At 67.1% G+C, this 21,186-nt stretch carries 14 protein-coding genes and 1 pseudogene; 5 read left to right on the top strand and 10 right to left on the bottom strand.

What is annotated here, in order from left to right; genetic code table 11:
- Positions 1-16 precede the first annotated feature (16 nt).
- Together QM685_RS20505 and QM685_RS20500 are read right to left on the bottom strand one after the other, a co-directional pair.
- Positions 17-2,638 (bottom strand): annotated as a pseudogene (locus QM685_RS20505) (AAA family ATPase).
- Positions 2,635-3,816, bottom strand: coding sequence for a metallophosphoesterase family protein (locus tag QM685_RS20500; protein ID WP_415118709.1), 1,182 nt, complete (start codon positions 3,814-3,816; stop codon positions 2,635-2,637). The pseudogene QM685_RS20505 and the gene QM685_RS20500 overlap by 4 nt, the downstream one beginning before the upstream one ends.
- A 224-nt stretch (positions 3,817-4,040) precedes the next feature.
- Between QM685_RS20500 and QM685_RS20495 the strand changes: the two genes are divergently transcribed.
- The 4 genes from QM685_RS20495 to QM685_RS20480 all read left to right on the top strand — a co-directional run bounded on the left by QM685_RS20495 (position 4,041) and on the right by QM685_RS20480 (position 9,621).
- Positions 4,041-5,321 (top strand): DUF445 domain-containing protein, encoded by a 1,281-nt coding sequence (locus QM685_RS20495; RefSeq protein WP_415119024.1) that lies wholly within the window; start codon positions 4,041-4,043, stop codon positions 5,319-5,321.
- A gap of 184 nt (positions 5,322-5,505) precedes the next feature.
- Positions 5,506-7,476 (top strand): AI-2E family transporter, encoded by a 1,971-nt coding sequence (locus QM685_RS20490; protein ID WP_415118707.1) that lies wholly within the window; start codon positions 5,506-5,508, stop codon positions 7,474-7,476.
- A gap of 198 nt (positions 7,477-7,674) precedes the next feature.
- Positions 7,675-9,402: an FAD-dependent oxidoreductase gene (locus tag QM685_RS20485; protein ID WP_415118705.1), complete on the top strand. Its 1,728-nt coding sequence runs from the start codon at positions 7,675-7,677 to the stop codon at positions 9,400-9,402.
- A 21-nt stretch (positions 9,403-9,423) separates the two neighbouring features.
- A complete protein-coding gene (locus QM685_RS20480; protein ID WP_415118703.1) occupies positions 9,424-9,621 on the top strand; it encodes a hypothetical protein in 198 nt (65 codons plus the stop codon).
- A gap of 10 nt (positions 9,622-9,631) precedes the next feature.
- On the opposite strand, the gene QM685_RS20475 is transcribed toward QM685_RS20480, so the two are convergent.
- The 3 genes from QM685_RS20475 to QM685_RS20465 all read right to left on the bottom strand — a co-directional run bounded on the left by QM685_RS20475 (position 9,632) and on the right by QM685_RS20465 (position 12,834).
- Positions 9,632-10,615, bottom strand: coding sequence for a 2-dehydropantoate 2-reductase (locus QM685_RS20475; protein WP_415118701.1), 984 nt, complete (start codon positions 10,613-10,615; stop codon positions 9,632-9,634).
- Between the two features lie 100 nt (positions 10,616-10,715).
- Entirely contained in the window at positions 10,716-11,510 is a 795-nt protein-coding gene (locus QM685_RS20470; RefSeq protein WP_415119022.1) for a class II aldolase/adducin family protein, read from the bottom strand.
- A gap of 124 nt (positions 11,511-11,634) precedes the next feature.
- Positions 11,635-12,834: an amino acid aminotransferase gene (locus tag QM685_RS20465; protein ID WP_415118699.1), complete on the bottom strand. Its 1,200-nt coding sequence runs from the start codon at positions 12,832-12,834 to the stop codon at positions 11,635-11,637.
- Between the two features lie 168 nt (positions 12,835-13,002).
- On the opposite strand from QM685_RS20465, the gene QM685_RS20460 reads away from it, so the two are divergent.
- Positions 13,003-13,944 (top strand): LysR family transcriptional regulator, encoded by a 942-nt coding sequence (locus QM685_RS20460; protein ID WP_415118697.1) that lies wholly within the window; start codon positions 13,003-13,005, stop codon positions 13,942-13,944.
- A 14-nt stretch (positions 13,945-13,958) separates the two neighbouring features.
- On the opposite strand, the gene QM685_RS20455 is transcribed toward QM685_RS20460, so the two are convergent.
- The 5 genes from QM685_RS20455 to QM685_RS20435 form a co-directional block, all read right to left on the bottom strand.
- A complete protein-coding gene (locus tag QM685_RS20455) occupies positions 13,959-14,768 on the bottom strand; it encodes a helix-turn-helix transcriptional regulator (RefSeq protein ID WP_415118695.1) in 810 nt (269 codons plus the stop codon).
- Between the two features lie 100 nt (positions 14,769-14,868).
- Entirely contained in the window at positions 14,869-15,996 is a 1,128-nt protein-coding gene (locus tag QM685_RS20450; protein ID WP_415118693.1) for a response regulator, read from the bottom strand.
- Between the two features lie 9 nt (positions 15,997-16,005).
- A complete protein-coding gene (locus tag QM685_RS20445; protein WP_415118691.1) occupies positions 16,006-16,632 on the bottom strand; it encodes a chemotaxis protein CheB in 627 nt (208 codons plus the stop codon).
- Between the two features lie 12 nt (positions 16,633-16,644).
- Positions 16,645-17,490 (bottom strand): CheR family methyltransferase, encoded by an 846-nt coding sequence (locus QM685_RS20440; protein WP_415118689.1) that lies wholly within the window; start codon positions 17,488-17,490, stop codon positions 16,645-16,647.
- Between the two features lie 23 nt (positions 17,491-17,513).
- Positions 17,514-21,068, bottom strand: coding sequence for a response regulator (locus QM685_RS20435; protein ID WP_415118687.1), 3,555 nt, complete (start codon positions 21,066-21,068; stop codon positions 17,514-17,516).
- Positions 21,069-21,186 lie beyond the last annotated feature (118 nt).

Below are 21,186 nucleotides of genomic sequence, written 5' to 3'. Positions count from 1 at the left end.
ATGCCACCCCGCCCGCTCACGCCGCCTTCAGCTCCTCCACCGCCCGCTGCCTGACCCCGAGGTCGTCCCACAGCTCCGGATGACAGGTGAACACCAGGATCTGATGCCGCGTCGCCGCGTCGATCAGCGCGCGCTTGATCGCGTCGCGCCGCGCGGCGTCGGTATGCACGGCCGCATCGTCGAGCATCAGCAAGGTCGGGCGGCCTGAGGCCTTCAGCAGGTCCGCATACGCGAGCCGCGTCAGAATGCCGAGCTGTTCGCGCGTGCCGAAGCTCAGCGCGTCGAGCAGTTCCGCGCGGCCGTCGCGATCGAGCGTGGCCGGGCTCAGATCGTCGCCGAGCGCGATGCTCGACTGCGGAAAAATCCGCTTCAGGTAATGCCCGAGCCGTTCGATCAACGGTGCGCGCAATTGCGCGAGCGCCGCGTCGCGTTCGTCGACCAGCACTTCGTCGAGCAGACTCAGCGCGCTCGCCCGCAAGCTCAGTTCGTCCTTGCGGCGCGTCGCCTGCTCGACCTGCGCCTCGAGCGCGGCGAGCCGTTCGCCGAGACCGGACGCGCCCATCGTCTCGAGCTGGCTGCGCAATTGCGCGATCCGCACCTGCCGCTCGTGCTGCTCGTTGCGCGCGAGTTCCGCCGACGCGCGATAGCGTTGCGCCTCTGCCACCGGATCGTCGAGGCGCGCCGCGTCCAGCTCGCGCTCGCGCGCGCCGCGCTGATTCTTCAGCGCGTCGACCTTCACGCGCTGCTCGACGATGTTGGCCTACCATTGCGCGCGCTTGCGGCGAAACGCGTCGTCGGCGAGTTGCGCTTCCTTGCGCTGCAACTGCGCGGCCAGCGACTCGGCCTTCGCGACGCCGGTCGATCTCGTTCCCGCTGCCTGCGTGAGCGCCGTGCGCGCGGCCTCCAGCGCGTCGCGCGCGATGTCGGCGTTGCGGCGCGCGTCGTCGAGCGGCGGCGCGGCCGATGTGTCGGGCAGGCTCGCCAGCCGCTCGTTCGACGCCTGCAAACGCGCCGCCGTCGACGCAAGCGCCGCGCGCAATGCATCGATGCCCTGCGGCGCATGCACGCCGAGAATGTCGGCGTGCCGCTTCTGTTGCGCGACCAGCGTTGTCCACTGTTCGTGGCGCGCCTGCGCATCGCCCGCCGATGCGACGCCGAGCGCCTGCAACGACTGCGCATGCCGCGCTTCGAGCGCCGCGAGTTCCGACAATTGCGCGGACAGATCGGAGACGCCGGGAATCACCCTCAATTCGCCAAGCTCGCCGAGATCGATGCGCTTCTCTTCATCGACCCGCAGCACGCCCGTGCCGCTGATCCGCTGCTCGCCGATGCTCACTTCACCGTTCAACCGGTACTCGATGCGCGTCATCGCCGCTTCGGTACGCGCGCGCAATACGGTCAATTCGCTGTCGAGCTTCACGAGCCGCTTCAATTGCGTTTCGTCGATCTCGAGCGCCGCCGCGTCGCGCGCGGCCTGCAATACCGCCGCATTCGCCTTGTCCGCCTCGGCGATCGACGCGTCGAGCCGCTTGCCCTCCGCGCGATAGAACTCGATCTGATTGCGCAGATCGGCGGCGGTCACGGCCGCGTTCGCGAGTTCGAGCGCGCGGTTCGCGTCGGCCGCCGCCTGCTCGAATTGCGCGACGCCGCTCTCCGCCTGCGCATACGCGGTCTGCGCCGCGGCGACCTCCGCGCGCGCCGCGTCGAGCTGTTCGCGCTCACGCGCGACGGCCGCCTCTAGTTCGAGCGCGCCCTGCTCCTGCTGCACCGACAGCGCAAGCTCGGCCTCTGCCACCTGCAACGACTGCGCGAGCCCCTGCACGCCGCGTTCGAGCTCCGCGACCGCGGCGGCGCGCTGCTGCGCGAGCGCGGCCTTCTGCTCGTGAAGCGCCCACGGACGCCGGCGCTCCGCATCGTCGAATGCTTCCTGCTGCGCGGCGAGGCGCGCGATGTTGTCGTCGAACTGTTGCCGCTGCTGTTGCAATTCGTCGCGGCTCGCGAGCAGCGCGGCGAGCTTCTGCTCGGCTTCGGCAAGCGGCCCGGTCGACTTCTGCGTGCGCGCGGTCAGCAATTGCCGCAATTCGCGCTGCACGGCCGCGATCAGCGCGTCTTCGCCGGCCGATTCGCGGCCGCCCGACAGTTGCGTGAGCGCATCGCGCAGATACTGCGCCGCATGCCCGGTCGAATCGCGCAGGTCCTGCGTGCCGCCCTGCTGCACCCACAACAAGCCGGGCACGCCGGCGTTCTCGGCCCGCATCGGCCCGCGCGCGGCGCGCGAGAAACCGAGCAGCGCGGCGAGCCTGTCTTCCGCTTCGTCCTCGGTGAACACGGTCTGGCCGATCCGAAGCTCGCAGCGCTGACGAGAGACGAACTGCTTCGACAGACGGCATGCGAGCCCATCGAGCTCGAAGCTCACGTCGACCGACGGCTGCCCGCTCGCGAGCCCCCACGGCAGCAGGTCCTTCAGATGCGAGGCCTTGTAGCGTTCGAGAAACACCGCGCGCACCGCTTCGGCGATCGTGCTCTTGCCGGCCTCGTTCGGGCCGGTGAACAGATTGAGACCGGGTTGCAGATCGTCGATCACGAGCTGCCCGCTGAACTGCCTGAATTCCCGAATCGCAATACGTTGCAGCTTCATGCGGGCCTCGTTTCGCGTGACAGCTCGCGTTGTTGCGCGGGTTGGGGATCGCGTTGCCGCTGTTCACGCTGAAACCGCGCGAGCAGCAACAACGCCTCGGCCGCGCGCCTCGCCTGTTGCGGATCGGCGTGCGCGTCTTCCTGCAAGCCACGCAGTCGCGCGACCACGTTCGCGAGATAACCGCTTTGCGCGCCGAGTTCGGCGAGATCGTCGGCGCTCGGCAACACGTGCAGGTCGCCCAGATCGGCACGCAATGCCCGCACGCGCGCGCGGGTCTCTTCCACCGCCAGATGCAGCGCCTCGGCGTCGGCGAGCGCCGCCGTGCCGCCGACCGTGATCCGCAGCACGTCGTTGCCGCCCAGGCCGGCGAGGCGCGCCTTCAGCGCATCGACGTCGCTCGGCACCGAGATCGTCTCGTCCCAGCGATGCCATCGATATTGGCCGACCCGCACTGCATCGACTTGCGGCACCGCGCCCGCTTCGCTCAACGTGACGTCGAGCACGAAGCCCGGTTCGTTGGCGCGGAAACGGTCCTGCTCGTGCGTGCCCGCGTACCACGTGCGCTCGTCGACGCGCAGATGGCCGTGCCAGTCGCCGAGCGCGAGATAGTCGAGGCGCGCGCTGGCGGCACGCGTCGGCGCGATCGGATTCGACGAATCGATGCTCTCCTGCAAGATGCCGCCGACGCTGCCGTGCGCGAGCCCGACGCGGTGATAGCCGGGCGGCGTGTCGGTGGCATCGAAGAACGCGGTGGTGTCGTCGTAGGTGATGCGCTGCGTGAGCGGCGCGCACAGCAGCGCGCAACAGCAGGCGTCGAGCAGCACGACGCCGGGTTCGAGCACGACGCGCACGTTCGGCGCGATGCAATCGAGCCGCTGCGCGCGGGTCCATACGCTTTCGACGAGCGCGGCGTCATGGTTGCCCGGCAGCATGATCCACGGTCCGGAGAACGGCTGCAGCGCGGCGAACAGCCGCCGGATCACGGTGTCCGACACCGTTTGCAGATCGAATACGTCGCCCGCGACGAGCACCGCGTCGACGTTGCGCGCGGCAGCTTCCGCGGCGATGCGGCGCACCGTGTCGAAGCGCGCCTGCGCGAGATGCGCGGCTTCGTCGGGCTCGAACTGGCCGAATTGCGTGCCGATCTGCCAGTCCGCGGTGTGCAGAAACCTGATCACTGTGCCTCCATCGCGATTGCGTTGTCTCGTGTTGCGTGGTGTCGTGTTTCGTTGCGGGCGTGGGGTCGCACCCAGCCCTGCGTTCAACCGCGAATGTTACCTTGCCGCGGGCCGCGACGCGCACGCGGACTGGACGCGCGCGCGGCCCGTACCGCATCATTGCAGGCGAGGCGGCCCCGCCGTCCGACAGGAAAACCGCGCCGATGAACATCACCCCCGCGCCAATGGACAAAACCGCCGAACTGAAAAAGGCCAGGCGCACGCCGTTACTGCTGCTGCTTGCGGCCGCCTGCGTTTTCGTCGTTACCGCGTTCATGCCGCGCGGCCTGTGGGTCGACGGCATCAAGGCTGTGGCCGAAGCCGCGATGGTCGGCGCGCTCGCCGACTGGTTCGCGGTCGCCGCGCTGTTCCGGCGCGTGCCGATCCCGCTCGTGTCCGCGCACACCGCGATCATCCCGCGCAACAAGCACAAGATCGCCGACAACCTCGCGCGCTTCGTGCAGGACAAGTTTCTCGACGTGCCGTCGCTGGTCGGTCTGATCCGCCGGCACGATCCGGCGCAGAGCATCACCGCGTGGCTGACCGAGCCCGCCAACACCGCGCGCCTCGGCGACCACGTGGTGCGGCTGACCGGCGGCATTCTGGAGGTGGCCGACGATGCGCGCGTGCAGAACTTCATCAGGGACGCACTGCGCGACGTGCTCGCAAAGGTCGATCTGTCGCAGTCGCTCGGTTCGATTCTCGACACGCTCACGCGCGGCGGCCGTCATCAGGAACTGCTCGATACCGCGATCGACCAGTTGATCTCACTGCTGCGCGAGGAGCCGGCGCGCGAATTCATCGCCGCGCGCATCGTCGATTGGGTGAAGAGCGAATATCCGAAGATGGAGAAGATCCTGCCGTCCGCGTGGCTCGGCGACAAGGGCGCCGACGCGATCGCGAGCGCGGCGAACCGCGTGCTCGAACAGATCGCCGCGAACCCGACGCACGAACTGCGCGACAGGTTCGACGAAGCCGTGCAAAAGCTGATCGCGAAGCTGAAGACCGATCCCGCGTTCCTTCAGCAAGGCGAGGCGCTGAAGCGCTATCTGGTCGAAGGCGATGCGTTCAGCGCCTACGTGAAAGACATGTGGAGCGATCTGCGCGCATGGCTCAAGCGCGATCTGCAAAGCGCCGACTCGATGCTGCATGCGCGCGTCGCCGCGATGGGCCAGTGGGTCGGCCGCGAACTTGCGCGCGATCCGGCGCTGCGGCAATCGCTGAACGATCATCTCGAGGAAGCGGCGCGCGCGATGGCGCCGGACTTCGCGCAATTCCTCACGCGCCATATCAGCGATACCGTGAAAAACTGGGACTCGCGCGAGATGTCGCGGCAGATCGAGCTGAACATCGGCAAGGACCTGCAATACATCCGCATCAACGGGACGATCGTCGGCGGTTTTATCGGTCTGCTGCTGTATGTCAGTTCGCAACTGCTGGAACTGCTGCGCGTGCATGCCGGTTGAAAGCGCCGGCGTACCGGACCATCGCGCCTGACCAGGTGTAACCGGGCGTAAGCGGGCGCGTCTGCACGCGCGGCCCCCCTTCGGCCCACGCGCGACCAAAACGCCTACAATCCAGGCATATGTCTTGCTGCTACCTGTGCCTCCAAACGGCTGGCAGCGCGTCCCAACCGGAAAGTCCGTCCAGATGAAAATATCGCTCCCCCCGCCGCAAGGGCGGCCGAATCGCGTCTACCCGCCGGGCACGCCGGGCCTGCATGGGCTCGTGTCGCTGATCACCGGCGTGGTGGTCGTGTGCGGGCTCTATTTCGGCCGGGAGGTGCTGATTCCGATTACGTTGTCGGTGCTGCTGAGCTTCCTGCTCGCGCCGCTCGTGCAGATGCTGCGGCGCTTCCACATGGGCCAGTTGCCGTCGATCTTCATCGCGGTGCTGTTCGCGCTCGCGTCGCTGCTGGCGGTCGGCACGCTGATCGGCGCGCAGCTCGTGCAGCTCGCCGGCGACCTGCCGCAGTATCAGGAAGCCATCGAGCAGAAGATCGAAACGGTGCAGGAAAAAACCGTGGGCCGCGCCGATTCCCTGATGAGCAGCGCCGCCTCCGCGCTGCAACGGATGGCGCCGTCCCGTCCGGCTCCGCCGCGCCCGACCGGGCGCGCGGCGCGCAATGCGCCGCCGGTGCCGCAGCCTGTCGAGGTGCACGAGCCCGCGCCGACGCCGGTACAGCTCGCGCAACGCGCGCTGTCGCCGGCCATCGCGCCGATCGAGACGACCTTCATCGTGCTCGTCGTGACGATCTTCATTCTTCTGCAGCGCGAGGACTTGCGCGACCGGCTGATCAGCCTGTTCGGCTCGCGCGACCTGCACCGCACGACCACCGCGATCAACGACGCCGCCGGACGCCTGTCGCGCTATTTCGTCGCGCAGCTCGGCGTGAATCTCAGCGCGGGCGGCGTCATCGCGATCGGGCTCGCGATCATCGGCGTACCGGGCGCGCTGCTGTTCGGCGTGATCGCCGCGCTGCTGCGCTTCGTGCCGTATATCGGCATCTGGATCGCCGCGATCCTCGCGGTCTTTCTCGCCGCCGCGATCCAGCCGCAATGGACGATGGCCGTCTATACGCTGATCCTGTTCATCGTCGTCGACGTGGCGGCCGGGCAGATCGCCGAGCCGCTGCTATATGGGCATCGTTCGGGGCTGTCGCCGCTCGCGGTGGTCGTCGCGGCGATCTTCTGGAGCTGGCTGTGGGGGCCGATCGGCCTCGTGCTGTCGACGCCGCTCACGCTGTGCGTCGTCACGCTCGGGCGCTACGCGGATCGCCTCAACTTCCTGACCGTGCTGCTCGGCGACCAGCCCGCGCTCACGCCCGCGCAGAACTTCTATCAGCGGCTGCTGGCCGACGACCCGCATGAGGCAATCGTGCAGGCCGAGCGCCTGCTGCGCGAAATGTCGCTGATCGACTACTACGACAAGGTCGTGCTCGAGGGGCTGCGGCTCGCGCGCAACGACGCGCTGCGCGGCGTGCTGATGCCGGACCAGTTGCAGCGGGTCAACAATGCGCTCGTCGATATCGTCGAGAACCTCGAAATCGCCGACGGGCTGCCCGATGCGCTCGTGCCCGTCGAGACGGCTGGCAGCGGCGGTGCGTTGCCGGCTTCGGCGCCGGAGCCGGTCACGGCGTCCGGCGGCTCTTCGGAGCGTCACGACAGCCATGTGCTCGCGCGCTCGCGGGAATCTCGCGGCACGGACAGGATGGCGGTGCTGTGCGTGCCCGGACGCGGCGCGTTCGACGAAGTGACCACCGCGATCGCCGTGCAACTGCTCGGCCGCCAGGGCTTCGCGCCGCTGACGGCCACACACTCGGGCTATCGCCGCGCGAGTGCCGACGAGCCGAGCTTCAGGGACGCGCCGATCATCTGCATCGTGTCGCTCGACGCGCCCGAATCGCCGCCGTATCTGCGCAACATGCTGCGGCGCACACGCGAATGGCGGCCGCGCGCGACACTGGTGGTCGGCGTCGGCGAGGCGCCGGACGACATGGAGCTGGAGACGAACGGTGCGTCGCAGGCGTCGCCGACGTTTCGCGCGATGATCGAGGAGTGCCGGGCGGCGACGGGCACCGCAGCGATGCGGCAGCCGTCGCATACGGCCGGAGCCGGTTGAGGCCGGCGCGGCTCGAAGTCAGCCCGGACGGAAAAAACCGCGAGGATGCGCAAGCGCCTCGCGGTTTTTTTGTGCTCGCGCACGCCGTCGTACCCAAAATGAGGACAGCGGCATGCGGGTGCTGCCGCATACTGCGTCGATCGATCGGCACCGCACGCGAGCGCCGGCAAAAAGCACGAAAAGATTCAGGAGACACCTGTGACCCGTCCTTTCAAACCCTATCCGTTCGAGCCGCGTCGCTACCCGGCCAAGGTGCCGCCGCTCATCGACGGACGCGACCCGGTGAAACACGCGGTCGCGATCGTCGGCGGCGGCCCGGTCGGCATGACGCTCGCGCTCGCGCTGGCGCGCCAGGGCGTGCGCTCGGTGCTGATCGAAGCCGACGACAGCGTTTGCACCGGCAGCCGCGCGATCTGCATCTCGCGGCGCAGCCTCGAGATCTTCAAGCGGCTCGGCATCGTCGACGGCTTTCTGCGGAAGGGCCTCGCGTGGACCGGCGGGCGCAGCTTCTACCGCGACACCGAGGTGTTCCGCTTCACTATGCACCAGGACGACGAACAGTCGCTGCCGCCGATGATCAACATCGCGCAGTATCAGATCGAACAGTTGCTGCTCGACGAGATCGAACGGCATGCCGATCTGATCGAAGTACGCTGGCAGACGCGCGTGACGGGTATCGGGCAACGGCCGGAAGGCGGCGCGACGCTGACGCTGCGCAGCGGCGACGCCGCGGACACGCGCGGGCCAACGTGGCAAATGGACGCCGCATGGGTCGTCGCCTGCGATGGCGGGCGCAGCACGATTCGCGACCTGCTCGGCCTGAAGCTGACCGGCACCACCTACGAAGGCCGCTATGTGATCGTCGATATCGAACTGGACAGCACGCGCGCGACCGAACGGCTGGCCTGGTTCGATCCGCCGTCCAATCCGGGCTCGACCGTACTCGTGCACAAACAGCCCGACAACGTGTGGCGCATCGACTATCAGTTGCGCGACGACGAGGATCCCGACGCCGCCGTGCAACCCGACAACGTGATGCCGCGCGTGCAGAGCGTGCTCGACTCGATGGGCGAAACCGGCGCGTGGTCGCCGATCTGGATCACGATTTACAAGGCCAACGCGTTGACACTCGAACGCTATCGTCACGGCGCGGTGCTGTTCGCGGGCGACGCCGCGCATCTGGTGCCGATCTTCGGTGTGCGCGGCGCGAATTCCGGCATCGACGACGCCGACAATCTCGGCTGGAAACTGGCTTGCGTGATCAACGGCATCGCGTCGCCGAGTCTGCTCGACAGCTATAGCGACGAGCGCGTGTATGCGGCGCGCGAAAATCTGGGCTACGGGATGAAGAGCACCGAATTCATGGCGCCGCCGAGCTTCGCGTTCGATCTGATGCGTACGGCGGTACTCGGTCTTGCCGGGCGGCATGCGGCGGTGCGGCCGCTGATCAATCCGCGCCAGACGCATGCGATTGCGTACCGGCAGTCGCCGCTCAATCACGTCGCCGGCGAGGCCGATGAATCCGGCCGCGGCCCGGCGCCGGGCACGGTGCTGCCCGAATGCCGGCTGCTCGGGAAAATGGACGACGGCGCGAGCGTCGACATTCATCTGACCGATCTGCTTGGGCCCTGCTTCACGGCGCTGCGCTTTTCACCCGACCCGGCAACCGACGAAGCCTGGCAGCAGTTGCAAAGCATGCTGGCGACCAAGGGCATTCCGTTCGACATGGTCAGCATCGCCGCGAGCGGCACGGCATGTGCAAACGGCCCGCATGCGATCGATCAGACAGGCCGCCTGCACGAGATGCTCGACGCGCGGCCCGGCACCGTCTATCTGATCCGCCCCGACGGTCACGTGCTCGCGCGCTGGCGCAACGGCAGCGCGGCGGCCGTGCGGCACGCGCTCGAGGCAACGCTCACGATCTAACGCGAAAGGACATCCATCATCATGACCGATAGCGATCTCGACCTCGTCTATACGACGCTGTGCAACACGCTGACGAATGAAGGCGAAGCGCAGGCGTCGCTCTATCTGGCCCGCCTCGTGCTGCTGTGCCTGACCGAAATCGACGACCCGACGCGCGCGTTGTCGCTGATCGACGCGGCGAAGCTATCCGCTGCTTCGGCGGTAGCGGCGAGCGCCTAGCGCCGAAACTTCAGTCCTTCGGATACAACCCCAACGTGCTCGCATGCAGCCGCGCGAGGCCGAGCAAGGCATCCGTACACGGCGTCGGCACGCGCGTGAGCTGCCCCAGTTCGCGCACCGCGCCGACCAGCGCATCGAGTTCGACCGCCTTGCCGGCCTGCACGTCCTGCAGCATCGACGTCTTCATCGCGCCGAGCTTCAGCGTGACCGCGTGGCGGTCTTCCGGCGCCTGGTCGATCGGAATGCCGAAGCGCGCGCCGATCTCCTTCGCCTCGAGCATGATGCGCGTGACGAAGCCGCGCACGAGCTCGTCACCGAGAATCCGGTCCGTGGTCGCGCCGGTGATCGCGCTGACCGGATTCATCGTCATGTTGCCCCACAGCTTGTACCAGACGTCGCGCTGGATCTGCGCCGACATCGTCGCGTTGAAACCCGCCGCGCGGAGCATCGCGGTGAGCCGTTCGACGCGCCCGCTCGGCTGCCCCGACGCCTCGCCGACGATCAGCCCGTTGCCCTGGTGATGCCGGATCACGCCGGGCCCGTCGATCAGGCAGCTCGCATGCACGACGCAGCCGACCGTCCGCGCGGTCGGAAGCGCGGCGGCAATCGCGCCGTCCGGATCGATCGACTGCAAACGCCGGCCGGCAAGGTCGCCGCCCAGCCCGTCGCAGAACCACCACGGCACGCCGTTCATCGCGGTCAGCACGATCGTGTCCGGGCCGAGCAGCGGCGCGACGCGCGCGGCCACCGACGCCATCGCCGGCCCCTTCACGGCGATCACCACCAGTTCCTGCACGCCGAGGTCCGCGGGCTTGTCGCTGACCTTGACGTGCTCGGCGTAGATCACGCCGCCTTCGATCAGACGCAGCCCATGCTGCCGCACCGCGTCGAGCGTCGCGCCGCGCGCGACCACGCCGACGTCGTGCCCTGCCTGCGCGAGCTTGATTCCCATCCAGCCGCCGATCGCGCCGGCGCCGTAGATCGCTACTTTCATCGCTTCGATCCTTGCCTGTTGCCGCGCTTGTCAACAGCGCCTATTACAGCATTTATTGCCGCGTGTATTGCCGGGTTATTTCCCGCGCCGTTTCGTCCGGTCATTGCCGGTAGCTCGCGTCGATGCGATCCACGCGCCGCACCAGCGCGTCGAATACGTCCTGCCCGGCGCCGTGGCGCGGGTCGAACTGCAATGCGTCGCGCGAGCAGCGGATCGCCACTTCTTCCGGCACCGGCCGCGCGGCGCCCATCGAGAACGTCGCCATCTGGATTTCGCACGCGCGATTGAGCGTCCATAGAATCGCGAAAGTCTGCGGCAACGTGCGGCCCCATGCAAGCAGACCGTGGTTGCGCAGAATCACCGCCTGTTTGTCGCCGATATGCGCGAGCAGGCGCGGCCCCTCTTCCGCATGGATCGTGATGCCCTCGAAATCGTGATACGCGATGCGATCGTGCAATTGCGCGCTATAGAAGTTGGTCTGCTGCAAGCCGTCTTCGAGGCAGGCGACCGCGACGCCCGCCGTCGTATGCGTGTGCATCACGCAGTGCGCGTCGGGCACACCCTCGTGAATCGCCGCATGCACGACGAAGCCGGCCGGATTCACCGGATACGGCGAGCCGTCGAGCACGCGGCCCTGCGCGTCGATCTTCACCAGGTTGCTCGCGGTCACTTCGCTGTAGTGCAGCCCGAACGGGTTGATCAGGAAGTGCCGCTCGCCGCCGGTGGCGCTCGCGGGCACGCGCAGCGTGATGTGGTTGTAGATCATCTCGGTCCAGCCGAGCAGATCGAAGATGCGGTAGCACGCGGCGAGTTGCACGCGCGCCTGCCATTCGTCCGGATGCATGGCGGCGGATGCCGGCGCACTCGCCGGTTGCGCTTCGAGGATCGTGGTCATCATTCGTATCTCCATGATTGTCGTCGTGGCAGTGTGTCAGCGCGCACCGCTCATCCAGGTTCACCGCGTTTACCCGCATCGCGCCGCACTGCGCCGGCGTGCTCAAGCCGTGTTCAAACCGTATTCAAGCGCCCGACACCACCGCCGCGATCGACGCCGCGACATACTCCGCGTTGCGTTCATTGAGGCCCGCGACGCACATGCGTCCCGAGCGCAGCACGTACACCGCGTATTCGTTGCGCAGCCGCTCGACCTGGCTTTCGCTCAGCCCGGTGTAGGTGAACATGCCGCGCTGCGCGACGTAACGCGCGCGCATTACTTCGTCGACGCGGCCTTCGAGCCCCGCGTGGATCGTGTTGCGCATCGCCAGAATGCGGTCGCGCATCGCGCCGAGTTCGGCTTCCCACGACGCGCGCAGCGATGCGTCGGCGAGCACGTTGGCGACCAGCCGCGCGCCGTGCGTCGGCGGATTGCTGTAGTTCGCGCGCACCGCGGACATCAACTGGCCGGCCACGCGCGCCGCTTCCTCGGCGCTCCTGCAGACGACGCTCAGCGCGCCGACGCGCTCGCCGTATAGCGAGAAATTCTTCGAGAACGAATTGGCGACGATCAGCGGCACGTCCGCGTCGGCGAGCAGACGCACGGGCGCGGCGTCTTCTTCGAGGCCCGCGCCGAAACCCTGGTAAGCCATGTCGACGAAGGCGATCAGTTTGCGGCGCTGCAATACCGGCACCAGTTCCTTCCATTGCGCCGGGCTCAGGTCGACGCCGGTCGGGTTGTGGCAGCACGCGTGCAGCAGCACCACGCTCTTTTCCGGCAGACGGTCGAGCGCGGCGAGCATCTCGGCGAAACGCAGACCGCCCGTTTGCGGGTCGTAGTACGGATAGGTGTTGACGGTGAGCCCCGCGCCTTCGAACACCACGCGGTGGTTTTCCCAGCTCGGATCGCTGATCCACATCTGCGAGCCGGGGAAATAGCGCTTCAGGAAATCGGCGCCCACTTTCAGCGCGCCCGAACCGCCCAGCGTTTGCAGCGTCGCGATCCGGCCGGCCGCGCGCGCCGCGCTGTTCGCGCCGAACACGAGCGCCTGGGCGGTGTCGCGATACAGCGGCAGACCGGCCATCGGCAGATAGGAACGCGGGCCGATCGCATCGAGCAGCGCGGTCTCGGCGCGGCGCACCGCGTCGATCACCGGCAGCTTGCCGGCGTCGTCGAAATAGATGCCGATGCTCAGATTGACCTTGTTCGGCCGGGGGTCGAGTTGAAAGTCTTCGTTCAGGCTCAGAATCGGGTCGCCCGGATAGGCGGGAATATGGTCGAACATGGCGGGTCCTTGAATACGGCCTCGAAAGGCCTGTGCTGGGCAAACCTCAAGTCTAAGCCAAGCGGGTTTGCCGGGCTACGTCGACCCGCACGAGTGTCCGTCCGCCGCGCGCCGCGCACAATCAACCGATTTTTCACGATTCTTAAGTTTTTCTTTAGAATCGGCCCTATGCCTCTTACCCGCGTCACGATCCGCCAGTTCGAAGCGTTTCTCGCCATCGTCGATCTTCACAGCATCGGCGCCGCGGCCGAACGGCTCGGGCTGACCTCCTCGGCCGTCAGCCAGTTGCTCGCCGAGCTCGAAGCCGAGCTCGGCTTCCGGCTGTTCGATCGCACGACACGGCGCGTCACACTCTCCAGCGCGGGACAGGATTTCCTCGCCTCCGCCGAATCGGTGCTGCGCCACGTGCGCGCGGCCGCTCAATCCGCCGACGATATCCGCAACCGCGCGGCCGGCATCGTGCGCGTCGGCGCGCCGCTCGTGCTCGCGGCGACCGCGCTGCCGGCCGCGATCGCCGAATATGCGCGCGACAAGCCGAAGGTCGTCGTGCGCATCTGCGATACCGTGGTCGAGCAACTGGTGGAGCGCGTCGAGAGCGGCGACATCGATCTGGCGATCGGGCCGGACCGGCAAAGCGGCGCGCGGGTGCGCCGCGATCCGGCGTTCGCGAGCCCGTGGGTCATGTGGTGTTCGGCGGCGCATCCGCTCGCCGCGCGGCGCCGCGTGCAGTGGCCGCATCTGCGCGGCGTGCCGATCGTCGCGACCGGCCGCGATCACGAACGCGCGGTCGGACAGATGCTCGCGAACCTGCCGGCGGAAGCCCGCATCATCCCTGTCGACGTCGTCGACAACGTCACGACCGCGTTCGGCCTCGCCGCGCAAGGGCTCGCGGTCACGCTCGCGCCGGCCTACGTCGCGCCGCTCGCGCGCACCTTCGGGCTCGTGATGAAGCGCATCGTCGATCCGGAAACGATTCGCGAAGTCTGCGTGTATCGCTCTACCGAGCGCGCGCTGTCGCCATCCGCCGACGGTTTCGCGGATTTCGTGATGCCGTGGCTGAAACGCTGGGATCGGGACACGCAGGCCGAGGGGCGGGGCAAGCGCGGGTAAGGCTCAAACAGACCCTAAGGCTGCATGCACAGCGCAAACAATTGCCGCTGATTCGAAATGCCGAGCCGCGCATACGCGCGCTTCTGATACGTGACCACGCTCGCGGGCTTCACGCCCATGCGCTCGGCGATCCCGGCCGCACTCGCGCCTTCGAGCGTGCCGCGCAGCACATCGAGTTCGCGCGGCGTCAAAGTCGGACAGAGCCGTCGCAGGCGCGCGAGCATCGCCGCGGCCGTGCCCTGCTGATGCTGTCCGTTCAACGCGTAATGACTTTTCGCCGCGTGCGCGAACAGCGGCGCGACGCTTTCGATCCGTTCGAGTTCGCCGGGCGCGAACACGCCGTACGCGCGGTCGCGATACAGGTTGATCGACAGCCACACGCTATCCATCGGCTGCACGAGCAGCGACAGCCGGTCGGACACGTTCGGCTGCGCGTAGCAGGCCGCGCGATAGGCGTCGTTTTCGATTTCGTCGCCGCGCTGCTGGTGCAGCACCAGCGCGTCGCGCGACGGCGCCCGGCGCGTGTCGCCGATGATCGCGCGATTGCCGTCGAGCGCGTAGAAATGCGCGGCGTAGCGCTCGGCAACGTCGCGCAGAAAACGGCCGCCGCGATGATCGGCCGCCGACACCGTGCGCGGCCGCGCGTCGAATTCATACGCGAAGATCGTGCACTGCGATACCGGCAGCGACTCGCCAACGGTCCGAAGAATGCTCGCGGCGAGCGCGTCGGCATCCGGGTGCGAGATCGCCATGACGAGATCGGTGGCGCGCGCGGTGCCGATCTGCCCGCTGCGCTGCGGTGATGCGAGGCGCCAGGAACGCATGATGGAATACGGAGCGTTTGCGTGGATCCGGTTGGGTGGATCCGTTTGCGTGGAGGGGTTCCGGCAAGCGTAGCACAGCGGGCGCACCGCCTGCCGCCTCCTACCGTCGTGTAAACGATCCCCGCTGCAACGTCACCGCTCTCGGCAATTCGATCGTAAACGCCGTCCCCGCCTCGTCGCCCGATTCGACGCTGACGTCGCCGCCATGCATCCGCGCGATCTCCTGCACGATATGCAGGCCGAGCCCGAGTCCCTCGCGCGAGCGCGCGCCGCTGCCGTTCGAACCGAACGCCTTGAACAGATGCGGAAACACCTCGGCCGGAATCGTGCCGCGATTGGACACCTTGAGCCGCACCGAGTCCTCGGCGTCGCCATCGATGTCGACGCCGATATCGCCATCCGGCGCGCCATGGTGCAGCGCATTGCTGACGAGATTCGACACGGCCTGCCACACCAGATCCGTATCCCAGGCGCCCGCCGTGTTACCCGAGCACGTGAACACGATGCGCTTGCCGCTCTTTTGCGACGCGAATTCGTCGATCACCGAGCGGCATAGCGTCGCGAGTTCGATCGAGCGCGGCTGCAACGGCAGGCGTCCGCCTTGCAAACGCGCGAGGTTCAGCAACTGATCGACCATGCGCGCCATGCGCAGCGAGCTGTTCTTCACGCGTGTGGCGACGGCGACGGCCTGTTCGTCGGCGGCGGTGCGCATCAGGTATTCCGCCGATGCGAGCACCGCGCCGAGCGGCGTGCGCAGATCATGGCTCAGCACCGCCATCAGCATTTCGTTCGCTTCGAGCATCTGGCGCGTCGTCACGAGCTGCGCGGCGAGCTGGCGCTTCTGCTGCTCGAGCTGCACGAACACGTCGACCTTCGATTGCAGGATGCGCGGATCGAATGGCTTGTAGAGAAAGTCGACCGCGCCCGCCTCGTAGCCGCGAAACGTGCGCGACGCATCCTGCGCGGTCGCGGTCAGGAAGATGATCGGCACGTGCGAGGTGCGTGGGCTGCCACGCATCAGCGCGGCCAGCTCGAAGCCGTTCATGCCCGGCATGTTGACGTCGAGAATCGCGAGCGCGACTTCGTGCTTGAGCAGCAGATCGAGCGCGGCGGTGCCGGAGTCGGCGACCAGCACCGCGACGTCGGGCCGCGTGAGCAATGCTTCGAGCGCGGTGATGTTGTGGACGATGTCGTCGACGATCAGGATGTTCACGGGTGAATTCGTCATGGCATCGGATCACAGAGAGGCCGGCAGCGCGGCAAGCTGCATGGCCATGGTTTCGGGATTGTAGATAGCGTCGGCCGCGCCGCGTTCGATCGCGGCGAGCGGCATGGCGGGCGAACCGGCGGTTTCCGGCGTCTGCACCCATGCGGTGCCGCCGAACGCGCGCACGCACTCGAGTCCGTGCGCGCCGTCGTCGTTGGAGCCGGACAGCAGGATCGCGAGCAGCCGCGCGCCGTACACGGCCGCGGCCGATTCGAACAGCACGTCGATCGACGGGCGCGAGAAGCGCACCGCCGCATCGGTCGACAGCGCGACCGTGCGGTCCACCTCGACGAGCATGTGATAGCCCGGCGGCGCGACGTGCACGCGGCCCGGCAGGATCCGCTCGCCCGCGTCGGGTTCGAGCAGCGGCAGCGCGCAGCGATGCGCGAGCGCCTGCACCAGATAGCTCGGCGCATCCGGCGGCAGATGCGTGACGATCATCACGGCCGGCGCGAAACGCGCGGGCAGCGCGCCGATCAGGACGCTGAGCGCTTCGAGGCCGCCCGCCGAACCGCCGATCACGACGAGATCGTAGCCGCGCGGCGCGTTCGTGCGCGCCTCGGCGTCGACGGTCTGTCTGACTGTGGATCGGGACAAGCGTGGCATCGCCTAACGCTTCTGATAAATGCGTTCGGCCGCGCGGAACTCGTCGAACGCCGAATGATGACGGGAAAACCGCAGGCTTTCCTTGCTGCCCAGACCGAGAAAGCCGCGCCGCACGAGCGCGTTTTCAAACAGACCGAGCGCGCGATCCTGCAGGCCGCGATCGAAATAGATCAGCACGTTGCGGCACGACACCAGATGCGCTTCGAGAAAGACTTCGTCGGTGGACAGGCTGTGATCGGCGAACACCACGCGCTCCTTCAGCGAACCGGCGAAGCGCGCGCCGCCATAGGCGGCATGGTAGTAGTCCGACAGCGAACGCGTGCCGCCGGCCGCGAGATAGTTCTGCGTGAAGCCCTGAATCCGTTCGAGCGCGTAAATGCCCGCTTCGGCGCGCGCGAGCGCGTCCGGGTTGATGTCGGTCGCGTAGAACAGCGTGCGCTCGGTCAGGTCTTCCTCGTCGAACAGGATTTTCAGCGACCAGAGTTCCTCGCCGGTACTGCATCCGGCGACCCAGACCTTGATCGACGGATAGGTGCGCAAACGCGGCAACACGTGTTCGCGCAGCGCGAGGAAATACGAGGGATCGCGAAACATGTCGCTGACCTGCACGGTCAGGTACTGGAACAGGCGCGAAAACGCGTCGCCGTCGCGCATCACGCGGTCCTGCAATTGCGACAGCGTCTGCACGCCGAATTCGTCGAGCGCTTGCGTGAGACGGCGCCGCAGCGACGACATCGCGTAATGGCGGAAGTCGTGCTGATACTTGAGGTAGATCGCCTCGAGCAGCAGCTTCAGCTCGATGTCGAAATCACTCATGCGCTGTGGCGCGTCGAAGGTGGACTGGCTCATCGCGTTTCTCGCCTGTTGGTCCGTCAGCGCTGCCTCAGCCATACGCGGCACAACGCGACGAGCTTGTCGACGTCGATCGGCTTCGACACGTAGTCGTCGGCACCCGCTTCGAGGCAGCGCGTGCGGTCGTTCGCCATCGCCTTCGCGGTCAACGCAATGATCGGCAGATGCGCAAAACGCGGATTGCGGCGAATCTCGCCCATCGCGGTCAGGCCGTCCATCTCCGGCATCATGATGTCCATCAGCACCAGATGCACTTCGGGGCCGTTTTCGAGCTCGTCGAGCGCCTCGCGGCCGTTGCGCGCGATCAGCAGCTTCGCGCCCAGCGGTTCGATCACGTGCGACAGCGCGAAGATGTTGCGCACGTCGTCTTCGGCGAGCAGGATCGTGCGGCCCTCGAAAGCATTGTCGCGCTGCCGCACGGTGCGCAGCATGCGCTGCTGCTCGGGCGCGAGCGACGACTCGACGCTGTGCAGGAACAGCGTGACTTCGTCGAGCAACCGTTCCGGCGACTTCGCGCCCTTGATGATGATCGACTTCGAATAACGGCGCAGCCGGTGTTCTTCTTCGTCGGACAGCATGCGGCCCGTGTAGACGATCACCGGCAGCGCCGCGTGCCCGGTGTTCGCGGCGAGGCGTTCGAGCAGGTCGTAGCCGGTGCCGTCGGGCAGCGCGAGGTCGGTGACGACGCAATCGAACGTGACCTCGGACAGTTGCTTTAGCGCGTCGGCGAGCGTGGCGACCGCGACGATCTCGGTGTTCTCGCTCTGCAGCAACGCGCGAATGCTCTCGCGCATCGGCGCGTCGTCCTCGATCACGAGCACGCGCTTCAGGCGCTGTTGCAGGCGCGCTTCGAGACGGCGGATCGCGGCCTCCATCGTCGAGCGCGCGGTCGGCTTCAGCGTGTAGCCGATCGCGCCGAGGTGCAGCGCCTTGTCGGCGTGGTCGGTGGCCGACACGATATGAATCGGAATATGGCGCGTGAGCGGATCGCTCTTCAGCCATTCGAGCACGGTGAGGCCCGAGCGGTCCGGCAGACCGACGTCGAGCAGCACCGCGGCCGGGCGCATGTCGCGCACGAGCGCGAGGCCGCTCGTTCCATTGCTCGCGTGTACGAAATCGAAGTCGAGTTCATGCACGAGATCACGCAGGATTTCGGCGAACGCCAAATCGTCTTCGACCGCGACGATCAGACGGCCCGCGCGCGCGCGATGGTCGCGGTCGTCGGCGATCGACGCGGCGGCTTCGGGGGCATCGGCGGCCGGGACGGTGCGTGGCGTGGCGCCTGACGCGCTGCCTGAAACCGCGCCTGAAACCTCGGTTGCCCCCGCATTGACTGGCGAAATCACCGCGGACCGCCCATCACCCGGCGGCGCGCGAAGCGCCTCCGCAACCGCGCCGACCGCGCCGTCGCCGGGCGCCGGCGCCTCGCGCGCATCGAGCGGCAGCCACAGCGTGAACACGCTGCCCTTGCCCACTTCGCTCCATACCGTGATGCGCCCGCCGAGCAGATGCGAAAACTCGCGCGAAATCGACAGCCCCAAACCGCTGCCGCCATATTGACGGCTCGTCGAACCATCGGCCTGCTGGAACGCCTCGAAGATCATTTCGAGCTTGTCGGCCGGAATACCGATGCCGGAATCGCGCACGTCGAAGCGCAGCGTATTGCCTTCGGCCGGCGCGACCGAAAGCGTCACCTCGCCGTGCTCGGTGAACTTCACCGCGTTCGACAACAGGTTGCGCAGAATCTGCGTGAGCCGCTGGCCGTCGGTGACGAAGGTCTCCGGCGTGCCCGGCAGACGATCGAACGCGAGGCGCAGAGACTTGGTCGCGACGAGCGGCCGGAACATTTCCTCGATCGATTGCAGCAGCGCGTCGATCGACACCGTTTCGGGCTCGACTGTCAGTTGTCCCGCCTCGACCTTCGACAGATCGAGAATGTCGTTGATCAGCACCAGCAGATCGCTGTTGGACGCATGAATCGTCTCGGCGTAGCGCACCTGCTCCGCGGTCAGATTGCCGCTGCGGTTCTGCTGCAGCAGCTTCGCGAGAATCAGTGAGCTGTTCAGCGGCGTGCGCAATTCGTGCGACATGTTCGCAAGGAACTCGGACTTGTAGCGGCTCGACTGTTCGAGACGTTCCGCGTTGGCCGCGAGATCGTTCTGCGCGCGCAGCAGATCCGACTTCTGCCGCTCGAGACGCTGCGCGTATTCCTCGAGCTGCACGTTGGTCTGCTCGAGTTCGGCCTGCTGCGCCTCGAGGCGCCGTTGCGAATCCATCAGCGCACGGCCGCGCTCCTCGAGCCCTTCGTTCGAGACGCGCAATTCCTCCTGCTGGACCTGCAACTCCTCGTTCAGTTGCTGTGTTTCGGCCAGCACGTCCTGCAAGCGTTCGCGATACAGCGCGGCTTCGACGAAATCGCCCATGCTGTTGCGGATCAGTCCCATGAGCTCTTCGTCGCGCGGCGTCACCTCGCGCAGCACGCCCATTTCGACGACGCCGTTGATCTGGCCGTCGTTTTCGATCGGCATGATCAGCAGATTGCGCGGCACGCTGCTGCCGGTGGCCGACGCGACCCGCACGTAATCGGCCGGTACGTCGCGCAGCACCAGCATGCGGCGCGAGCGGGCCACCTGGCCCACCAGTGTTTCGCCTTCCTCGAAGCTCAACGCGGACACCTGCTCGCTTTCGCGGCTGAAACCATAGGTCGCGATGCGGCGCAGCGTGCCGTGCTGCCGGTCGCGTACATAGAGCGCCGCGACGGTCACGTCCAGATATTGAGCAAGAAAGTCGAGCATCGCGCGGCCGACGAGCTGTGGGCTCGTCTGGCCCACCACCTTCTCCGCGAGCAGGCGCTGGCCCGAGCGCAGCCAGATCTGCTGCGTCAGCATGCCGGTCTGTTCGGCCTGCTGGCGCAGCGCCTCGTCGTAAGTGGCGGACAGGCTCAGCAGTTCGCGGCGGCCCATCCATGCGAGCAGCCCGCTCACGCCGAGGCTGAACAGCAGGAACGCGCCGACGAGCGTCGCCGTCACGTTGCGCGTCGCTTCAGCACGCTGCTGGCGCAGACGCAGCTCGACGTCGAGAAAATCGCCGAATTCACGGCGCGTCTCGTCGAATTCGATCTTGCCGCGGCCGGCCGCGACCGCGCTTTCGAAGTCCTGATTGCGACGGCGCGCGTCGATCAGGTCTTCGGCGACCCGGCTCCAGCGCTGCTGCAATGCCTGGATCTCCGCGAGCCTTTCGACCTGCGGGGGATTGTCGGAGACGAGCTTGCGCAGCGCGTCGAGCTGCGCCCTGAACTTCGGTCCGCCGTTTTCGTAGGGCACGAGAAAGCTCTCGTCGCCGGTGATGAGAAAGCCGCGCAGCGACGATTCGCGATCCACCGCGAGCCGCAGCATTTCGTTGGCGTCGCCGATCACGCGCTCGGAGTGCTCGGCCCAGCTCATCGTCGAGACGAGGTAAGCAATCAGCCCGACGAACAGCGCCATCGTGACGAGTCCGACGCCTAAAGGCAGCGCGATGTTGCGACGAAGAATGCGACGGAAGCGGAGCTGATCGACGGCCTGCGATGCGGTCATTTTTTCTGTCTTCGGCATGGCGAATCAAATCGACGCGGAATATTTTTCGGATTCAGGCACGGTGCTTTTTTTCGTCGCGATGTGGCCGCCGCCATCATACAGGATGAGGTTCATTTTG

Origin of the sequence: Paraburkholderia sp. (assembly GCF_047605525.1) — a bacterium.
GTDB lineage: Bacteria > Pseudomonadota > Gammaproteobacteria > Burkholderiales > Burkholderiaceae > Paraburkholderia.
The sequence above is the reverse complement of the archived record's forward strand: the minus strand, read 5'-3'. Positions and strand labels throughout refer to the sequence as shown.

Excerpts from the sequence above, each read along its gene's own strand:
- QM685_RS20495 (WP_415119024.1), top strand. The coding sequence starts at position 4,041 with ATGGACAAAACCGCCGAACTGAAAAAGGCCAGGCGCACGCCGTTACTG.
- QM685_RS20490 (WP_415118707.1), top strand. The coding sequence starts at position 5,506 with ATGAAAATATCGCTCCCCCCGCCGCAAGGGCGGCCGAATCGCGTCTAC.
- QM685_RS20480 (WP_415118703.1), top strand. The coding sequence starts at position 9,424 with ATGACCGATAGCGATCTCGACCTCGTCTATACGACGCTGTGCAACACG.
- QM685_RS20475 (WP_415118701.1), bottom strand. The coding sequence starts at position 10,615 with ATGAAAGTAGCGATCTACGGCGCCGGCGCGATCGGCGGCTGGATGGGA.
- QM685_RS20470 (WP_415119022.1), bottom strand. The coding sequence starts at position 11,510 with ATGACCACGATCCTCGAAGCGCAACCGGCGAGTGCGCCGGCATCCGCC.
- QM685_RS20465 (WP_415118699.1), bottom strand. The coding sequence starts at position 12,834 with ATGTTCGACCATATTCCCGCCTATCCGGGCGACCCGATTCTGAGCCTG.
- QM685_RS20460 (WP_415118697.1), top strand. The coding sequence starts at position 13,003 with ATGCCTCTTACCCGCGTCACGATCCGCCAGTTCGAAGCGTTTCTCGCC.
- QM685_RS20455 (WP_415118695.1), bottom strand. The coding sequence starts at position 14,768 with ATGCGTTCCTGGCGCCTCGCATCACCGCAGCGCAGCGGGCAGATCGGC.
- QM685_RS20450 (WP_415118693.1), bottom strand. The coding sequence starts at position 15,996 with ATGACGAATTCACCCGTGAACATCCTGATCGTCGACGACATCGTCCAC.
- QM685_RS20440 (WP_415118689.1), bottom strand. The coding sequence starts at position 17,490 with ATGAGCCAGTCCACCTTCGACGCGCCACAGCGCATGAGTGATTTCGAC.
- QM685_RS20435 (WP_415118687.1), bottom strand. The coding sequence starts at position 21,068 with ATGACCGCATCGCAGGCCGTCGATCAGCTCCGCTTCCGTCGCATTCTT.